Raw genomic sequence first — 14,948 nt, 5'->3', positions numbered from 1 at the left:
TCCTCGATGACGCAGAGCAGGTGGTTGCTGCCCAAAGCCGCTACGGGTAGGTCGTGCGTTCTGCAAGGGCTCTACTGCAGCTGCGGTAGAGCCCTTTTGCATGTTAAACGGCCGGTTTTAGCACGCCGTTCACCTCTAGCAAGCTGCCTTGCTCCAGCAAACTGATCAGCACGGGCTCCAGTTGCTGCCGCATTTCTTCACTGAGGCGGGCAAAGCCGAGCAGGCGCACCGCCGGCAGAAACACCGCCTCTCGGGGCAGGACAAAGCTTTGCTCCACCACGGTGCGCAGGGCACGGGCTAGCTCCTCGGGGGCCACGAAGGCCAGCTTGCGCGAGATGGCCGGCAGCTGGCTTCGGTCCCGGAGCGGGGGCTGCTGCATGCTGTTGTCCCAAAGAAAATCACCTTCCCGGCGCAGATGTCGCAGGTTATGGGCTAGCAGAGCCGCGTCTTGGCCAGCCTTGCGAATGCGGGCCCCTACTTGCGTGGCCCCGCTGGCCTGGGCCAGCCGTCGGGTGGCCTCCTCCAAGTGCACCGGACTTTCAATGCGGACTACCTGGGTCAGCCACAACGCCAGTTGGCCCAAGCTATGCTGGTGCAGTTCGCGGTGGCCCACGGCGGCCGGCAGCTGAGCCACTTGATAGGGTTCGGCCAGGGCTACGGGGGTAGTGGGTGCTTGCTCCCGCGCAATGCCCGCAGGCGTTTCGAGCTCCAGCGCCGGTAGTTCTTCCGGCTCATCGGTCTCATCGAGGGTAGTCAGGCGGTGGGCTTCCTCAATGGCCTGCACGGCGCGCTCGGTTTCGGCGGTGGGGTCCCGGAGCCAGTCGGTACTCCAGATGCGGTGCAGGCGCCAGCCCACGTTTTCCAGTACCTGCTGGCGCAGCCGGTCCCGGTCGCGGGCCGAGCGGGCGCTGTGGTACATGGCCCCGTCGCACGCAATGCCCAGCACGTAGCGCCCCGGCTGGTCGGGGTCGACGACGGCTAAATCGAGGTAGAAGCCTTGAGAGCCAATTTGGGGGCGCACCACGTAGCCGCGGGCCGTGAGGGCGTGGTGCACGGCCTCTTCAAACGGCGACTCCATCGCCCGGCCGGTTTCCACGTTCTGGTTGAGGCGGCCGTGCTGGGCAAAGCCCAGAAACGTTTTGAGCGCCGCTACGCCCCGGGCTTTCGTGCGGCTCAGGTCCAGGTCGTCGGCAGTAAGGTTGGTGAAAACTTCGCAGCGCTGTTTAGCCCTGGTGATGAGCACATTTAGGCGCCGCTCGCCTCCCTCGCCGTTCAGCGGCCCGAAGCTCATGCTCAGGTAACCCTCCCGGGTGCGGCCGTAGCCGATGCTGATCAGAATGACGTCCCGCTCGTCGCCCTGCACGTTTTCTAGGTTTTTGACGAAGAAAGGCTCGTGCGGATGGTGGTTGAAAAACTCCTCGGTTTCGGGGTGCTGGCGGCGCAGCTGTTCCAGCGCATCCTGAATGGCCTGGCGCTGGGCCGTGCTGAAGGCCACTACCCCCAGCGTGAGGCGCGGGGTAGTGCGAGCATGGAGCAGTACGGCTTCGGCCACGGCCTGGGCCTCCAGGGGGTTGGTGCGCGTGGTGCCCCGCTCGTAGTGAGTGCTGGGCAGGTGATGGTAGACCAGCCCCAGTTGGCCCTGCCCGTCGGGGCTCGGGAAAATCACCAGCTTGTCGTCGTAGAATAAGTGGTTGGAGGCGGCAATCAAGCTTTGGTGCAGGCTGCGGTAGTGCCAGCGCAGCATCCGCTCGGGCATCTGGCGGGCCTTGCACAGCTCCAGAATGCTCTGGATATCAGCCGTTACGTTTTCCTCATCGGTATCCTCGCCGGCTCCCGTCAGCGAATCGAAAAAGGAGGTAGGCGGCAGCTGCTTGGAGTCGCCGACGACGACTAGCTGGCGGCCGCGGGCAATGGCGCCCAGCGCTTCCACTGGCTTCACCTGGGAGGCTTCGTCGAACACCACCACATCGAACTCCACGGCGCCGGGCGGCAGGTAGCTGGCCACGGACAGCGGCGACATCATGAACACCGGCTTGATGGCCTGCACCGCCCGCCCGGCCTGTTGCATGAGCTTGCGCAGGGGCAGGTGGCGGGCTTTCTTGGCGAATTCGTTGCGCAAGAGCAGCATTTGGCCGCCGGCTTGCTGGTTAGGCAGCTGCTCAAAGTGCTGCTGCATGGCCCGCACCCGATTGTGATAAAGCGAGTCCTGGTCGGCCTGCCGGAAGCGGGCAACTACTTCCTCGTGGCTGGCGCGCTCAAACTGCCGCAGGGCCGGGTGCTGCTCATAGGCCAATTTCTGCAGGTACTCCAGCCAGGTTTGGCGCAGGGCCGCTACCAAGTGGTGGGCGGCCGGCTCCCAGCGCTCGGCCAGCAGAAGCAGTTCCGGCAGCCCTTCGGCCTGCACGGCCGCCGCCACGTTGTTCCACTCGGTGGTGAGGTGCAGGGCCGGCAAGTCAGCTTGCCAGGCGGCAAGGGTGGCGAGCTGGACGGCGAAGGGCTGAAACTGCAGGCGACCATCGGGGCCAAACCGGCGGGCTTCGTTGAGCTGCAGGGCGTTGGCTAGAGCTTGCAGGGTAGTGCGGTGCTGCGTTAGGGCTGCTTCGAGAGCCACCAGCTGGGGCGCCAAGGTTTCGGGCTGCGGCGGCCGGGCCAAGTAGTCAAGCAAAGCTGCGGGCAACTCCTTCCGACTGATGCGCTGGTGGGTGCGCGATAGGTACTCCTGATTTTTTGCCAACATCGGCCACTCCGAACGCACGCCCTGCCACGCATGACCGAACAAACTGCGCATCAACCCGCTAGCTTCCGTAAGAAGCTGCTCGTGGCGGGCGGTTTCATGAATAGCATCGATGGTGCTGATTACCGCATCCGCTTCAGTGGGAAGCGGGCCGCGCCAGAAGCTTTGCAGGCGCTTTTTGGCTTTGCGATAGTCGGCATTCAGGAATTTCCACCACTTATCACCGTAGCTCAAGTAGGCCGCGCGTTCCGGAAGCAACTCCTGGCCCCAGGCTTCGGGTAGCAGGGTGGCCTCGTGCTGCTGATGCAGGCAGGTGTAGGTTGCCCCGGCTGCCAGTGTTTCTTGGATGCGGCCGGCCTGATCCAGCCAGCTTGTGTTAGTTACGGCGGCTCCGGCCAGGTTGGGCGCCAGCAGGGCGTGGCGGGCGGCGGGTAGCAAGGCTTCGGCCGCGGCGCGGTCAGCGGGAACAGGTAGCAGGCCCAGGTGTTCAGCCAGAGCGGCGGCAGCGGCCTGCAGGGCCTTTACTGCTTCTTGGGCTTCGCGCAGGTGGCGGGCCAGTTGCTCCTGCGCGGCGGGCAACAGCACCTGCAGCTCACTACCCCAGAACAGCAGGTCTTTGGGTCGGCCTACCTTCTGCAGGGTAGCCTGCACGCGGGCCGCCAGAGTTTCGGCGTGGGCGGCGTCGGCGTCAGTCCATTCGGGCAGGCGAGAAATTCCGAGCCGGGGCAGCTCCACGGCACCGTGCGCTTCACGTAGCCGGGCCAGCTCACCAACTACCTGCTGGGCGGTGCGGCGGCTGCGGCCCAGCGGGGCATTCACGGCCAGGGCGTAGTCGTTGAGGACGGCCCGGTAGCGGGGGAGTTGGGCCACTTGGTCTTCCACCAGGGCCGCTGCGGCCGGACGGCCGAGACTTATAGTTTGCTTCAGTTCCTCGTGAAGGGCTTTCTTGTTGGCTTTGTGGCTGTGCAGTTCCAGGCAAGCCACGCCCAGACCCAGGGTATCGAGGCGGCGCTTCACCACTTCCAAGGCCGCCATTTTTTCAGCCACGAACAGCACCTTCTTGCCCGCGCCAATGGCTTCGGCCAGTAGGTTGGCAATAGTTTGCGACTTGCCGGTGCCGGGCGGCCCCTGAATCACCAGGTTGCGGCCTTCGTGCACGGCTAGCAGGGCCAGCAGCTGGGAGGAGTCGGCATCCAGCACTTGGTGCAGCTCGTGAGCGGGGCTTTCGGTATCGAGAAACGTGGTATCGTTGAGGGTAGGTGGAGCATCCTGAAAACCCGTGTCGGGGCCGAGCAGCGCGGCAATAGCCAGGTGGCTGAGCAATGGAGCATCGGCGGGCCAGAGCGCGGGGTCTAGGTCGCGGTAGAGCATGAACTTGCCGAAGGAAAAGAAGCCCAGGGCAATGCTGTCGGGCTGCACTTGCCAGCGCGGCAAGCCAGCCACCAGACGGCTTACGCTGGCAAAATACTCGGCTGGTCGCAAGTCATCTTCGGCTTCGGGCAGGGGCAGCGCTACCCCGAAGCTGACCCGCAGCTTGGCCTGCAAGGAGAGGTTGCCTTCTATTTCGGCGCCGGTGTGGCGCAGCCGAAACCGCTCGACGGCGGTGCCGCGCTCCAGCAGCACGGGCACCAGCAGCAGCGGCGCGTAGCGAGGTTCCAGGCTACTATCAGCCTCATACCAAGTGAGTTGTCCCAGGGCCAGGTAGAGAATATTAACACCGGTTTCCTCCAGGCTGGTGCGGGCCGTGTAATACGTATTCAGCAGCCGATTTTCCAGCTTATCTACTGGGTCGGCGGTTTGCAGCTTGTTGTCGGTGAGCAGGGCGTGGCGCTCCGCTTCGGTTAGTTCCGTTGGCAACGGTACTGGCGGCTGGGCGGCTTTATAATACGCGTCCCGTTGGGCTTGGGCTTCGGCCTCACTCAGTCCCGCTGCGGCGGCTTCCAGGTGGGTAAAGCCACTCATGAACTGCACCGAGTCGGGGGACTTTATGGTCTTTCGAGAACCGGGCGCGCCCTGGAAGTACATGGTTTTGCCTTGGCGCACCAGCACCTCGTACACCGCCCCGGCCTCCTCGCCCACCACCAGCACGCCCCGGGCAGGTGAGGGCCGAAAGTTGAGCAGGGGGTTGCGTAGGCCCAAGTCCAGCAGCTCCTGGCGGGCGGCTTCTAGGCGGGCAGCAAGGGTAACAGAAGGAGAGGAAGCGGTAGCAGCAGCCGACATAAACCGTATAGATACAAGTCGAAAATTGATCAGGCCAGAAAATAGCGGACATACAAAACCCGCCGGCGCTGGCAGCCGGCGGGTTCGGGAAAGGTACCGGACAACGGCTGAATTTACTGGCTTACGGCTACTTTTTTCAGGCCCAATCGGCTGTGCTTGTAACCGTAGTTGAAGTATAGCACCAGACCCAGAACAAGCCAGCCAAAGAACAGCAGCCAGTTGTTGATGCCCAGCTGGGTCATCAGATATAGGTTGGTGAGCAGGCCCAGGGTAGGCAGCAGAGACAGGCGCTTGCGAAAGGACAGCCAAGCCAGCCCGAGGCAGAACCCAATAAACACCAGCATGGGAATGTAGTGGCGGAACTCCTCGTAGCCTCCGTCGCCGCGCACGGCGCTGCCGAACGCCTGGAGGCCTTCCTGGTTATAGGCAAACAGCAACCCCAGCCCCAGCAGCATAACCAAGGGCACCAGAAACTGCCCGTTAATGTAGGGCACCTTGAAGCGGGCCTCGCTCTGGCCATGAGGGTCAATGATAAGAATGCCACCACATACCAGGGCAAAGGCAAATAGGGTCCCGATGCTGGTTAGGTCAATTACCAGGTCCATGTTCAGCAGCAGGGCCGGCACGCCCACAAAGAAGCCCGTGACAATGGTGCTAAACGAAGGCGTGTGAAACTTGGGGTGCACCTTGGCAAATACCGGCGGCAGCAGTCCGTCGCGGCTCATGGTCATCCAGATGCGGGGCTGCCCGATCTGGAACACGAGTAGCACGGAGGCCATGGCAAACACGGCCGATACGGCCACTACCCCGGCCAGCCAGTTCAGGCCTACTTTCTGGAACACAAAAGCCAGCGGGTCGCCCACGCCCAGCTCCTTATAGGACACCATGCCCGTGAGTACCAGCGTGATAATAACGTAGAGCACAGTGCAGATGATGAGGGCGTAAATCATGGCCCGGGGCAGGTCGCGCTGAGGATTTTTACACTCCTCGGCCGTGGTGCTGATGGCATCGAAACCGATGTAGGCAAAGAACACGGCCGATACGCCCTTCAGCACCCCACCTACCCCATTCGGGGCGAAGGGAGTCCAGTTGCCGGGCTGCACATAGAAGGCGCCCACGCCAATGACGGTGGCCACCACAATCAGTTTGAGCAGCACCAGCAGGTTGGAGGCGTTCTTAGACTCCTTAATGCCGATGTAGACAATGGCCGTAATTAGCAGCGTAATCAGGCCGGCGGGCAAGTCGACCACCAAACGCAGGCCCCCAAAAAGCTCGGGCGCCGAGGTCCAGGTCTGATAGCCAGCCAGTTGAGCCGGCGAGGCTTCGGCCAGTGGTTTGCCGGCCTGCATCAGAGCCAGTACCTCGTTGTAGTGCTTGTGGGCGCTTTGCATGCCCATGGTCAGGTAGCTCGGAATATGCACCCCAATGCCGTCGAGCAGCCCGGTAAAGTAATCAGACCAGGATATGGCCACTACGATGTTGCCCACGGCGTACTCCATAATCAGGGCCCAGCCGATAATCCAGGCGGCCAGCTCCCCGAAGGAGGCGTAGGCGTAGGTATAGGCCGAGCCGCTCACGGGAATAGTAGCCGCAAACTGAGCGTAGCACAAGGCCGAGAAGGCGCAGGCAATGGCCGTAAACACAAACAGCAGCGACACGGCCGGCCCGCCGTCGTGGGAGGCGTTGCCGATGGTGCTGAAGATGCCCGCTCCAATAACGGCGGCAATGCCCAGGGCCGTTAGGTCGCGCACGGTTAGGTGCCGGGCCAGGCCCCCACTCTCGCCGGGACCGTGGCCTTCGGCATCAGCGGGCGGGTTATGCAGAATATCAGTCAGGCTTTTGCGGCGAAACAGGCCGCTGAGGCGCGAGGGCGGGAGAGGTGTAGACAAGGCCGTAGTGAGAGGTTAAGGGGGCAAAAGATACAGAATAATGCGCGGGGCTGCACGCCAGGGCTCCGCTCCGCTACCCCAGCCGCCCCGAAAGAAGACGCGCTGCTCTCGTCTTACGGAAGAAGTTTGGCGGTTTGGTGTGGAATGTAGTCGGGCGCGGCATCAACCCAGCAGACCCTTAATTTTCTCGTTTATGCCCCGCCCTACCCTCTCCGTTCCTAAGCCTTGCCACGAAAGCTGGCAGGCCATGACACCCGCCACCCAGGGCCGCCACTGCGCCGCCTGTGATAAGGTAGTCGTAGATTTCACTCGCATGTCAGACGCCGAGCTGCTGGCTCACCTAGGGCAGCCCAAAGGCTCTGGCTCTACTTGCGGCCGCTTCCGGGCCAGTCAGCTCGAGCGGCCGTTGCTACCCGCAGCACCAGCCCCATACTACTCCCGCCTCATGGCCGCGGTTCTGGCTTTTGCTGGAGTAGGCGCGGCGGTGGCCCCGGCCGCGGCACAGTTGCGGCCCAGCACGCCGGTGGAGCAGCGCCGCATTACCATGGGCATGATGGCCGCCGCTCCAGCTCCTCACCTGGCCCTACTGCCCGTGGTGGTGCGGGGCATTGTGCTGGATTCTGCTACCCAGGAGCCGCTGCCAGGCGTTACGGTGCTGGTGCAGGGCACAACTACCGGCGTCAGCACCGGGTCTGATGGAAAGTTTGAGTTACAACTGCCGGCCAGCACTGAGCCAGCTGGCCTGGTAGAGGTACAGGTTAGTTCTGTTGGTTACGTCAGCCAGCTTCTTACGCTGCGTTCTGCGGCGCTACACTAGCCCCTGACCGTGACGCTGGCCCCTGACGGACGCGTGCTTGGTGGGGAAGTAATCATTGTAGGCGGCTACAGCATGCCCCCCTGGTACACGCCCCGCGGCTTGTGGTGGAGGCTTACGCAGCCGTTTCGGCGGTAGCAAAACGCGCCGGTAGTCAAACCTTTCGGCCCCGAAAAACCTTATTGCGGGGTATGAAGAATCTGCTGTTTGCTACCCTGCTGCTCCTGTTTACTACTACCGGCTGCGCCCTCAAGCCCACCAACAAGCACGATGTATTTTCCGAGCGGGCCCAGCTGCCTCAGGAAGAGGCGGTGCATAAACAGAACTCCTTGGAATGGTGGTACTTCACGGGCCACTTGCGCGACAAAGCCACCGGCGAGACGTTCGGGGTAGAGTATGTGTTCTTCCACTTCAACATCACGGGCAAGAAGGACTGGCAGATGGTCAACTTCGCCCTCACCGACCCGCAGCAGCAGCAGTTCCGCTACGATTATAAAGTGGAGCGCCTGCCCCAGCTGCTGGCTCCTACCCTGCCGCTCCGCTTAGTGACCCAGAAACAGGCCCAGCGCTGGACGCTCAGCGGGCAGGAAGGCACCTACCACTTGCAGGCCCGCATGGCCGCCCACACCGGCCACGCCATCGACCTGACGACTACCCCCACCAAGCCCGTACTACTGCACGGGGGCACTGGCTACGAGCACTACGGGCCCACCGCCACGGCCGGCTACTACAGCTACCCCCGCCTGCAAGCCAGCGGCTCGGTTGAAATCAACGGCAAGGTCCGGCAGGTAGAGGGCGAGCTGTGGTACGACCGGCAGTGGAACTGCAACAGCGTAACCACCAAGGACCTGGGCTGGGACTGGTTTAGCATTCAGCTCGACGAGCCCCGTGAGGAAATTATGGCCTATCAGCTCTACAACAAGGCCACAGGGCAAAGCATTGGGGGCGGCTCGCACTACGGAGCTCAGGCCCAAAACACCCACCTTGGCCAACAGGACTTTCAGCTGGAGCCCCTGGCTTATTGGACCAGTCCGCACTCCAAGCTGCGCTACCCCAACAAGTGGCGCCTGCGCATCCCCAGCCAGGGCTACGACCTGACCATTACCCCCGTCATGCCGGATCAGGAGTTGACCCTAAAACTATTTGCGGGCATCAAAATGCACTACTGGGAGGGCATGTGCCGGGTAGAAGGCACCCACCACGGCAAGCCCGTGCACGGCAACAGCTACGTAGAAATCACCAACCGCTCGGAAGTAAAAAAGGTCAGGGAAGGGGCCGAAGAGGTGGCAACCCAGGACCAGAAAACCGGCCGGAGCGAGTAGCACACTGGTCACGGTAGCAGGGTAGGCTAACTAGCCGCTAGGTTACCCGTTCAGTATCACCCGGAAGGTAGTGCCGCGGCCTACCTCGCTCCATTTCACGAAGAGGCGCCCTTTGTGGTAGTTCTCGATGATGCGCTTGGCCAGGGCCAGCCCCAGGCCCCAGCCCCGCTTTTTGGTGGTGTAGCCGGGCAGGAACACGCTTTCGAGCTTACTTTTGGAGATGCCCTTGCCCGTATCGGTGATGTCGATGGCAATTTGGGACTTGTTGCGCACGGGGCGGCGCAGGTGAATGGTAATGCTGCCGCGGCCGTCCATAGCATCCACGGCGTTTTTGCAGATGTTCTCAATGACCCAGTCGAAAAGTGGGATGTTGACTTGGGCGGGCGTATCAGTGGGCAAGTCGGTTTTTATCTCGAAGCTCACCTTTCTAGACACCCGGCTTTGCAGATAGCTGATGGCATTCTGGGTGACGCGCAGGATGTTCTCGTCCTTGAGCACGGGCACCGAGCCGATGTTGCTGAACCGCTCCGTAATGATTTCCAGTCGCCGGATGTCCTTGCCCAGCTCCTCCACAATAGGCTCACCCTTAAACCGTTCCGACTCGCGCAGGTAGGCCTGCCAGCCCACTAGGCTGCTGAGCGGGGTGCCCAGCTGGTGGGCCGTTTCCTTGGCTAGGCCCACCCACACGCGGTTCTGCTCCGCCCGGCGGGAGTAGCTGAACGCGAAGTAGGCAATAACGCCCAGGCAGCCGATAATAGCCAGCTGCACCAGCGGGTAAAACCGCAGCTGCGTCAGGAGCGACGACTCCTTATAGTAAATGAAGTTGCGCACGCCGCCCCCAATCTCAATGACAATGGGTGGGTGCTGCTCCTTCATTTTTTGCATTTCCCGTTGCAGGTAGGTCACGCGGGCCGTCTCGCTCAGGCCCTTCGGAACCGGTAGATTCTGGGCGTCGAGGGGGTAGCCGCTGTCATCGGCCCAGATGACGGGAATGGTGGTGTTGGCCTCAATAATCTCATCATACAGGAAGGACACGTTCGATTCTTCCTCGGTGTTGATGAGGTAGCGCTGGGTTTTGGCGTAGAGGTCAATTTGCTTTTGCTCCCGCTCCGAGAGGCGCTGCACCAGCAGGTTGGTGTAGATAACCGTGGCCGCCCCAATCAGCAGGGCCACGCCTACAATTACGAGCTTGATGCGGGACTTTTGGTCGTAAATCGGGATGGGCAGCACAGGGCAGAAACAAGCGGATGGGAAGGTGCAGCATACGGCCCGCACCCCTACGAAGATACGGCCTCGCCAACGGGCAGCTCAACAGTAGAGAGCCTAGGCGTAACGCAACGAAATGATTTTTGTCTAATTAAACGAGAATAACCTTTCTTTAATCTGCTTAAACCCCTCTTTCAACGCCAATATAGGTTTGCCCGAACCACTAGGGGGTAGCAACTGTTTTTACGCTAGCAATTTGTACTGTATTTTTGCCCTCTGATTCTCGCACTAGCACAAGCTATGCTCCATCCATTCAAGGCCGTTAGTCTTTCCTTTAAAAAAGCTCCCCTGGAAATCCGGGAGCTGATTGCCTTGGACGAGGCTGCCTGTCGCCGTTTCCTGCACACCCTCCACCACGAGCTGGCCCTCACCGACCTGCTTGTGCTGAGCACCTGTAACCGCACAGAAGTATATTATTCCGCTGCGCGCGACCAAAGCCCCGCCATTATTGAAGCCCTGGGTCAGCTCAAGAATCTGCCCGAGGTAGCTGAGTACTTTCCCTACTTCGATATTCTCGATCAGCATACCGACGCCGTACGCCACCTCTTTGAGGTAGCCATGGGCCTTGACGCCCAAGTAGTTGGCGACATGCAGATCAGCAATCAGGTCAAGCAGGCTTATCAGTGGTCGGCTGATGCCGATGCCGCGGGCCCTTTCTTGCACCGCTTGCTGCACACTATCTTCTTCACCAACAAGCGCGTGCAGCAGGAAACCTCCTTCCGCGACGGGGCAGCCTCTACCTCCTACGCCGCATTGGAGTTGGTGGAAGAGTTGACCGCCGACCTCGCCAACCCGCGCGTACTGGTGGTAGGCTTGGGCGAAATTGGAGCCGATGTTTGCCGCCACTTCGGCGACAGTAAGCTGTTTCAGGACGTGACCATCTGTAACCGCACCCGCTCCAAGGCCGATGAATTGGCTCAGGAGTGTGGCCTGAAGGTTATTGATTTCGAAAGCTTGGTGCCTGGTCTTAAGGAAGCCGACATCATCATCAGCAGCATTGCCCGCGACGAGCCTTTTTTCACCCGCGACATGGTGGAGCGCCTCGACGTGCTGAGCTATAAGTTCTTCATCGACCTGTCTGTGCCCCGCAGCATTGCCACTGATGTGGAGCAGGTGCCTGGCGTGCTGGTGTACAACATTGACGCCATCCACAGCAAGGCCTCGGCCGCGCTGGAGCGCCGTTTGGCCGCCGTGCCCCAGGTACGGGCCATTATCGAAGAAAGCATGATTGGCCTGCAGGACTGGACCAAGGAAATGATGGTGTCCCCGACCATTCAGAAGCTGAAGAACGCCCTGGAGCAGATTCGGCTGGAGGAAATGGACCGCTTCCAGAAGAAAATGAGCCCCGAGGAGGCCAAGCGCATGGACGACATTACCCGCTCCCTGATGCAGAAGATTCTGAAGCAGCCCGTGCTACAGCTCAAAGCCGCCTGCAAACGCGGCGAGGCCGACCAGCTCATCGATGTACTGACGGATCTGTTCGACCTGGAACGCCAGCCCGACGTAGCTTAGTTATTTCACCATTGGATCCATACAAAAAGCCCTTCTGAGAGTCAGAAGGGCTTTTTGTATATCGATAGTTACCGTTGCTCCTTCGAAGCCGGCACTTACATGGTGTCGCAGCAATCCTCCAACGAATCGATTACGTCCAGTAGCTTCGGAATGGAAAGAGAATAGTAAATCTTAGTGCCCACCTTAAACGAGGACAGGATGCCCCGGTCTTTGAGGGTGATGAGGTGCTGGGAGGCAATAGCCTGGGGCAAATCGAGGGAGCGGTAGATTTCCGTGACGGTCATCTTCTCCTCTTTACCGAGCAGATCGACGATGGCCAGGCGCTTCGGGTGCGCCAATACCTTCAGCATGGCGGCCGCCTTGTCTACTTTTTTGGACTCTACTCTTGAAAGCAATGGTTTCATATGTCGTTACAACGGTGGTACCAGGGTGGGGCAGGCAGGAATATGGCTAATACGATATTCTACGGCTGCATAGTTCCTTTTAACGTACCAGCTGCCAAAAAAATTTACAAATCCAACAGATTTGCATCCTCTTTCCCTTAAACGTGGCAATTCCCGGCAACAGTACCCTTGCCTTTGTAATACGCTCATAGTCAGCGAGTGGGCTACACTGGCCACGAAATCAGCGGCAGTGGCCTTCCCAAGCCGTGCCCGCACGCTATAACCACGGGCCCAAAGCCACTGCTTACCTTTGCGCCGAAGCTCCTACCCTACCCCCGACTATTTTTCCATGAAAGACCTGCTCACCAAGTTTGAAAACAAGCGCCCCGAAATTGTTTTTGAGTGGAAAGACGCCGAAACCGAAGCCGAAGGCTGGGTGGTGATTAACTCCCTGCGCGGCGGGGCAGCCGGCGGGGGCACCCGTATGCGCAAGGGCCTCGACAAGCGCGAGGTGGAAAGCTTGGCCAAGACCATGGAGGTGAAGTTCACCGTCTCGGGTCCGGCCATTGGCGGCGCAAAGTCGGGCATCAACTTCGACCCCCAGGACCCGCGCAAGCGCGGCGTGCTGGAGCGCTGGTACCGAGCCGTAATTCCCTTGCTGAAAGCCTATTACGGCACCGGCGGCGACCTAAACGTGGACGAGATTCACGACGTTATTCCCATTACGGAGGACTATGGCCTCTGGCACCCGCAGGAAGGTATTGTGAACGGGCACTACCGCGCCACCGAGCCCCAGAAGATACAGAAGCTGGGCCAACTGCGCCAGGGCGTGGTAAAAGTGCTCGAAGACGCTACCTTCTCTCCGGACCTGAGCCGCAAATACACCGTCGCGGACCTGATTACGGGCTACGGGGTAGCTGAAGCCGTGCGCCACTACTACGCGCTGTGGGGCGGCCGCTCCGTAGCAGGCAAGCGCGCCATTATTCAAGGCTGGGGCAACGTGGGCGCGGCGGCAGCTTACTACCTAGCCACCCAGGGCGCCCGCATCACAGGCATCATCGACCGGGCTGGCGGGCTCATCAAGGAAGATGGCTTTTCGCTGGAGGAAATCCGGACGCTTTTTTTGCAGCGCGAAGGCAATGCCTTGGCAGCCAGCAACCTGCTTTCTTTTTCGGAAGTAAATCAGCGCATCTGGAGTAGCGGGGCTGAAATTTTTATTCCGGCGGCGGCCTCCCGCTTGGTAGCGCGCGAGCAGGTTGAGCAGCTGGTAGCAGGCGGACTGGAAGTGATTTCCTGCGGGGCCAACGTGCCCTTCCAAGACCCAGAAATCTTCTTCGGCCCCACCGGCGAGTTTGCCGATGCCAATGTCAGCGTGATTCCCGATTTCATTGCCAACTGCGGCATGGCCCGAGTATTCGCCTACCTGATGGAATCCAACGCGGAAATTACCGATCAGGCTATTTTTCAGGACACTTCTACCATCATTCGGGCGGCCCTGCAACGCACTCGTCACCAGAGCGAGGCCACTACCGGCATCGCCCAGAAGTCGTTTGAAATGGCGCTGCGCCAGTTGGTATAATTGGGTCTTAGGGACGCAGGATCTTGGATAATGTTCACCGAAGCAAGAAGCTAGCAGAACAGTAGTCAAGACCCGAAACCCACAGGACCTCAAGGCCCCAAGACCTTACTCATGACCCTTCAGGAGATTCTGAACTACCGCTTCCTCGGCAACAACGTGGGGGCCTACCTGACGTGCCTGGGCATTTTGCTGTTCGGGTACGCCTTCAAGACGCTGCTTTCGCGCCTGCTTTCCAAGCTGGTATTTCGCTTCATTCGCAAGCGCACGGAGGGCGTTAGTGAGCAGCAGTTTCAGGCCTTGCTGATTCAGCCCGTGTCCATCGTGGTGTTCTTCGTCACGATATACCTAGCCTTTCAGGTCCTGGACTACCCCGTGCGCAGCGCCGACATCACCAAGCACGAGCCCTGGCCCCAGGTGGCGCTGTTTCGGCTCTACCAGATTGCCATTATCACGGGTGTCGCCTGGATTGGGCTGCGGCTGATTGATTTTCTGGTGCTGGTGTTCCGCCGCCGGGCCGAGACGCAAGTTTCCCGCCTCAACGACCAGCTGATTCCCTTCGCTAAAGACCTGCTCAAGGTTCTGGTCCTGACGCTGGCCTTTCTGGTGATGCTCAGCAAGGTGTTCGGGGTCAACGTAACGGCCCTTATTGGGGGTTTGGGTATTGGCGGCCTGGCCGTGGCCTTTGCTGCCAAGGAAAGCCTCGAAAACCTGATTGCCTCCTTCACCATCTTCCTTGATCGGCCCTTCGCGGTCGGCGACCTGGTGGAAGTGGGCGCCGTGACGGGCACCGTGGAGAAGGTTGGCTTCCGGAGCACGCGCCTGCGCACGGCGGAGAAAAGCTACGTCACGGTGCCCAACAAGAGCATGATCGACAAGCCCCTGGACAACCTCTCGCTACGCACGGCCCGGCGCGTAAGCTTCACGTTGGCGTTGAGCCACACTACCACCAGCCAGCAGCTCCACCGCATTGTGGAAGAAGGCAAGCTGGCTCTGGAAGAAAACCCGCTGGTAACCAAGGAGGTGCAGATTCAGTTTGCGGCCCTTACCCCCGCGGCCAAAGAGGTAACCGTGCAGTATTTCGTAGAAACTACAAACTACGACGAGTACCTGCACGTGAAAGAGCAGCTGAATTACCGCCTGGTGGAGGTGGTAGAAGCCGCCGGCGGTGCCTTCGCCAGCACGGGCACCACGGTGGTGCAGCTGGTTGGCTCCCCGAGCTAATACTATCC

At 60.5% G+C, this 14,948-nt stretch carries 9 protein-coding genes; 5 read left to right on the top strand and 4 right to left on the bottom strand.

Translation table 11 applies throughout. The annotated features are described in order from the left end of the window. Positions 1-103: 103 nt before the first annotated feature. Positions 104-4,954, bottom strand: coding sequence for an anti-phage protein ProA (proA, locus tag MWH26_RS18585; protein WP_247975437.1), 4,851 nt, complete (start codon positions 4,952-4,954; stop codon positions 104-106). Between the two features lie 113 nt (positions 4,955-5,067). Beyond that, the gene (locus MWH26_RS18580; protein WP_375374024.1) at positions 5,068-6,843 is read right to left on the bottom strand and encodes an amino acid permease; all 1,776 of its coding nucleotides are present in this window, start codon (positions 6,841-6,843) and stop codon (positions 5,068-5,070) included. Positions 6,844-7,036: 193 nt separating this feature from the next. Between MWH26_RS18580 and MWH26_RS18575 the strand changes: the two genes are divergently transcribed. Together MWH26_RS18575 and MWH26_RS18570 are read left to right on the top strand one after the other, a co-directional pair. Further along, positions 7,037-7,660: a carboxypeptidase-like regulatory domain-containing protein gene (locus tag MWH26_RS18575; protein ID WP_247975436.1), complete on the top strand. Its 624-nt coding sequence runs from the start codon at positions 7,037-7,039 to the stop codon at positions 7,658-7,660. 188 nt (positions 7,661-7,848) lie between these two features. Then, the gene (locus tag MWH26_RS18570; protein WP_247975435.1) at positions 7,849-8,979 is read left to right on the top strand and encodes a lipocalin-like domain-containing protein; all 1,131 of its coding nucleotides are present in this window, start codon (positions 7,849-7,851) and stop codon (positions 8,977-8,979) included. 42 nt (positions 8,980-9,021) lie between these two features. On the opposite strand, the gene MWH26_RS18565 is transcribed toward MWH26_RS18570, so the two are convergent. After that, positions 9,022-10,209, bottom strand: coding sequence for a sensor histidine kinase (locus MWH26_RS18565; protein ID WP_247975434.1), 1,188 nt, complete (start codon positions 10,207-10,209; stop codon positions 9,022-9,024). A 276-nt stretch (positions 10,210-10,485) separates the two neighbouring features. Here MWH26_RS18565 and hemA point away from each other — a divergent pair, with 276 nt between their 5' ends. Next, positions 10,486-11,757, top strand: coding sequence for a glutamyl-tRNA reductase (gene hemA / locus MWH26_RS18560; protein WP_244694365.1), 1,272 nt, complete (start codon positions 10,486-10,488; stop codon positions 11,755-11,757). 95 nt (positions 11,758-11,852) lie between these two features. Here hemA and MWH26_RS18555 read toward each other — a convergent pair whose 3' ends face one another. Further along, positions 11,853-12,161 (bottom strand): ArsR/SmtB family transcription factor, encoded by a 309-nt coding sequence (locus MWH26_RS18555; RefSeq protein ID WP_044003755.1) that lies wholly within the window; start codon positions 12,159-12,161, stop codon positions 11,853-11,855. 328 nt (positions 12,162-12,489) lie between these two features. Between MWH26_RS18555 and MWH26_RS18550 the strand changes: the two genes are divergently transcribed. Continuing rightward, positions 12,490-13,719, top strand: a complete 1,230-nt coding sequence (locus tag MWH26_RS18550) for a Glu/Leu/Phe/Val dehydrogenase dimerization domain-containing protein (protein ID WP_247977107.1) — start codon at positions 12,490-12,492, stop codon at positions 13,717-13,719. 111 nt (positions 13,720-13,830) lie between these two features. Next, a complete protein-coding gene (locus MWH26_RS18545) occupies positions 13,831-14,940 on the top strand; it encodes a mechanosensitive ion channel family protein (protein WP_247975433.1) in 1,110 nt (369 codons plus the stop codon). The last annotated feature ends 8 nt before the right edge of the window (positions 14,941-14,948 follow it).

The sequence above is a fragment of the Hymenobacter sublimis genome (assembly GCF_023101345.1).
In the GTDB taxonomy this organism is placed as follows: domain Bacteria; phylum Bacteroidota; class Bacteroidia; order Cytophagales; family Hymenobacteraceae; genus Hymenobacter; species Hymenobacter sublimis.
The sequence above is the reverse complement of the archived record's forward strand: the minus strand, read 5'-3'. Positions and strand labels throughout refer to the sequence as shown.

Bases quoted from the DNA above. Each gene is read 5' to 3' on its own strand.
- MWH26_RS18575 (WP_247975436.1), top strand. From the start codon at position 7,037: ATGCCCCGCCCTACCCTCTCCGTTCCTAAGCCTTGCCACGAAAGCTGG.
- MWH26_RS18545 (WP_247975433.1), top strand. From the start codon at position 13,831: ATGACCCTTCAGGAGATTCTGAACTACCGCTTCCTCGGCAACAACGTG.
- proA (WP_247975437.1), bottom strand. From the start codon at position 4,954: ATGTCGGCTGCTGCTACCGCTTCCTCTCCTTCTGTTACCCTTGCTGCC.
- hemA (WP_244694365.1), top strand. From the start codon at position 10,486: ATGCTCCATCCATTCAAGGCCGTTAGTCTTTCCTTTAAAAAAGCTCCC.
- MWH26_RS18570 (WP_247975435.1), top strand. From the start codon at position 7,849: ATGAAGAATCTGCTGTTTGCTACCCTGCTGCTCCTGTTTACTACTACC.
- MWH26_RS18550 (WP_247977107.1), top strand. From the start codon at position 12,490: ATGAAAGACCTGCTCACCAAGTTTGAAAACAAGCGCCCCGAAATTGTT.
- MWH26_RS18555 (WP_044003755.1), bottom strand. From the start codon at position 12,161: ATGAAACCATTGCTTTCAAGAGTAGAGTCCAAAAAAGTAGACAAGGCG.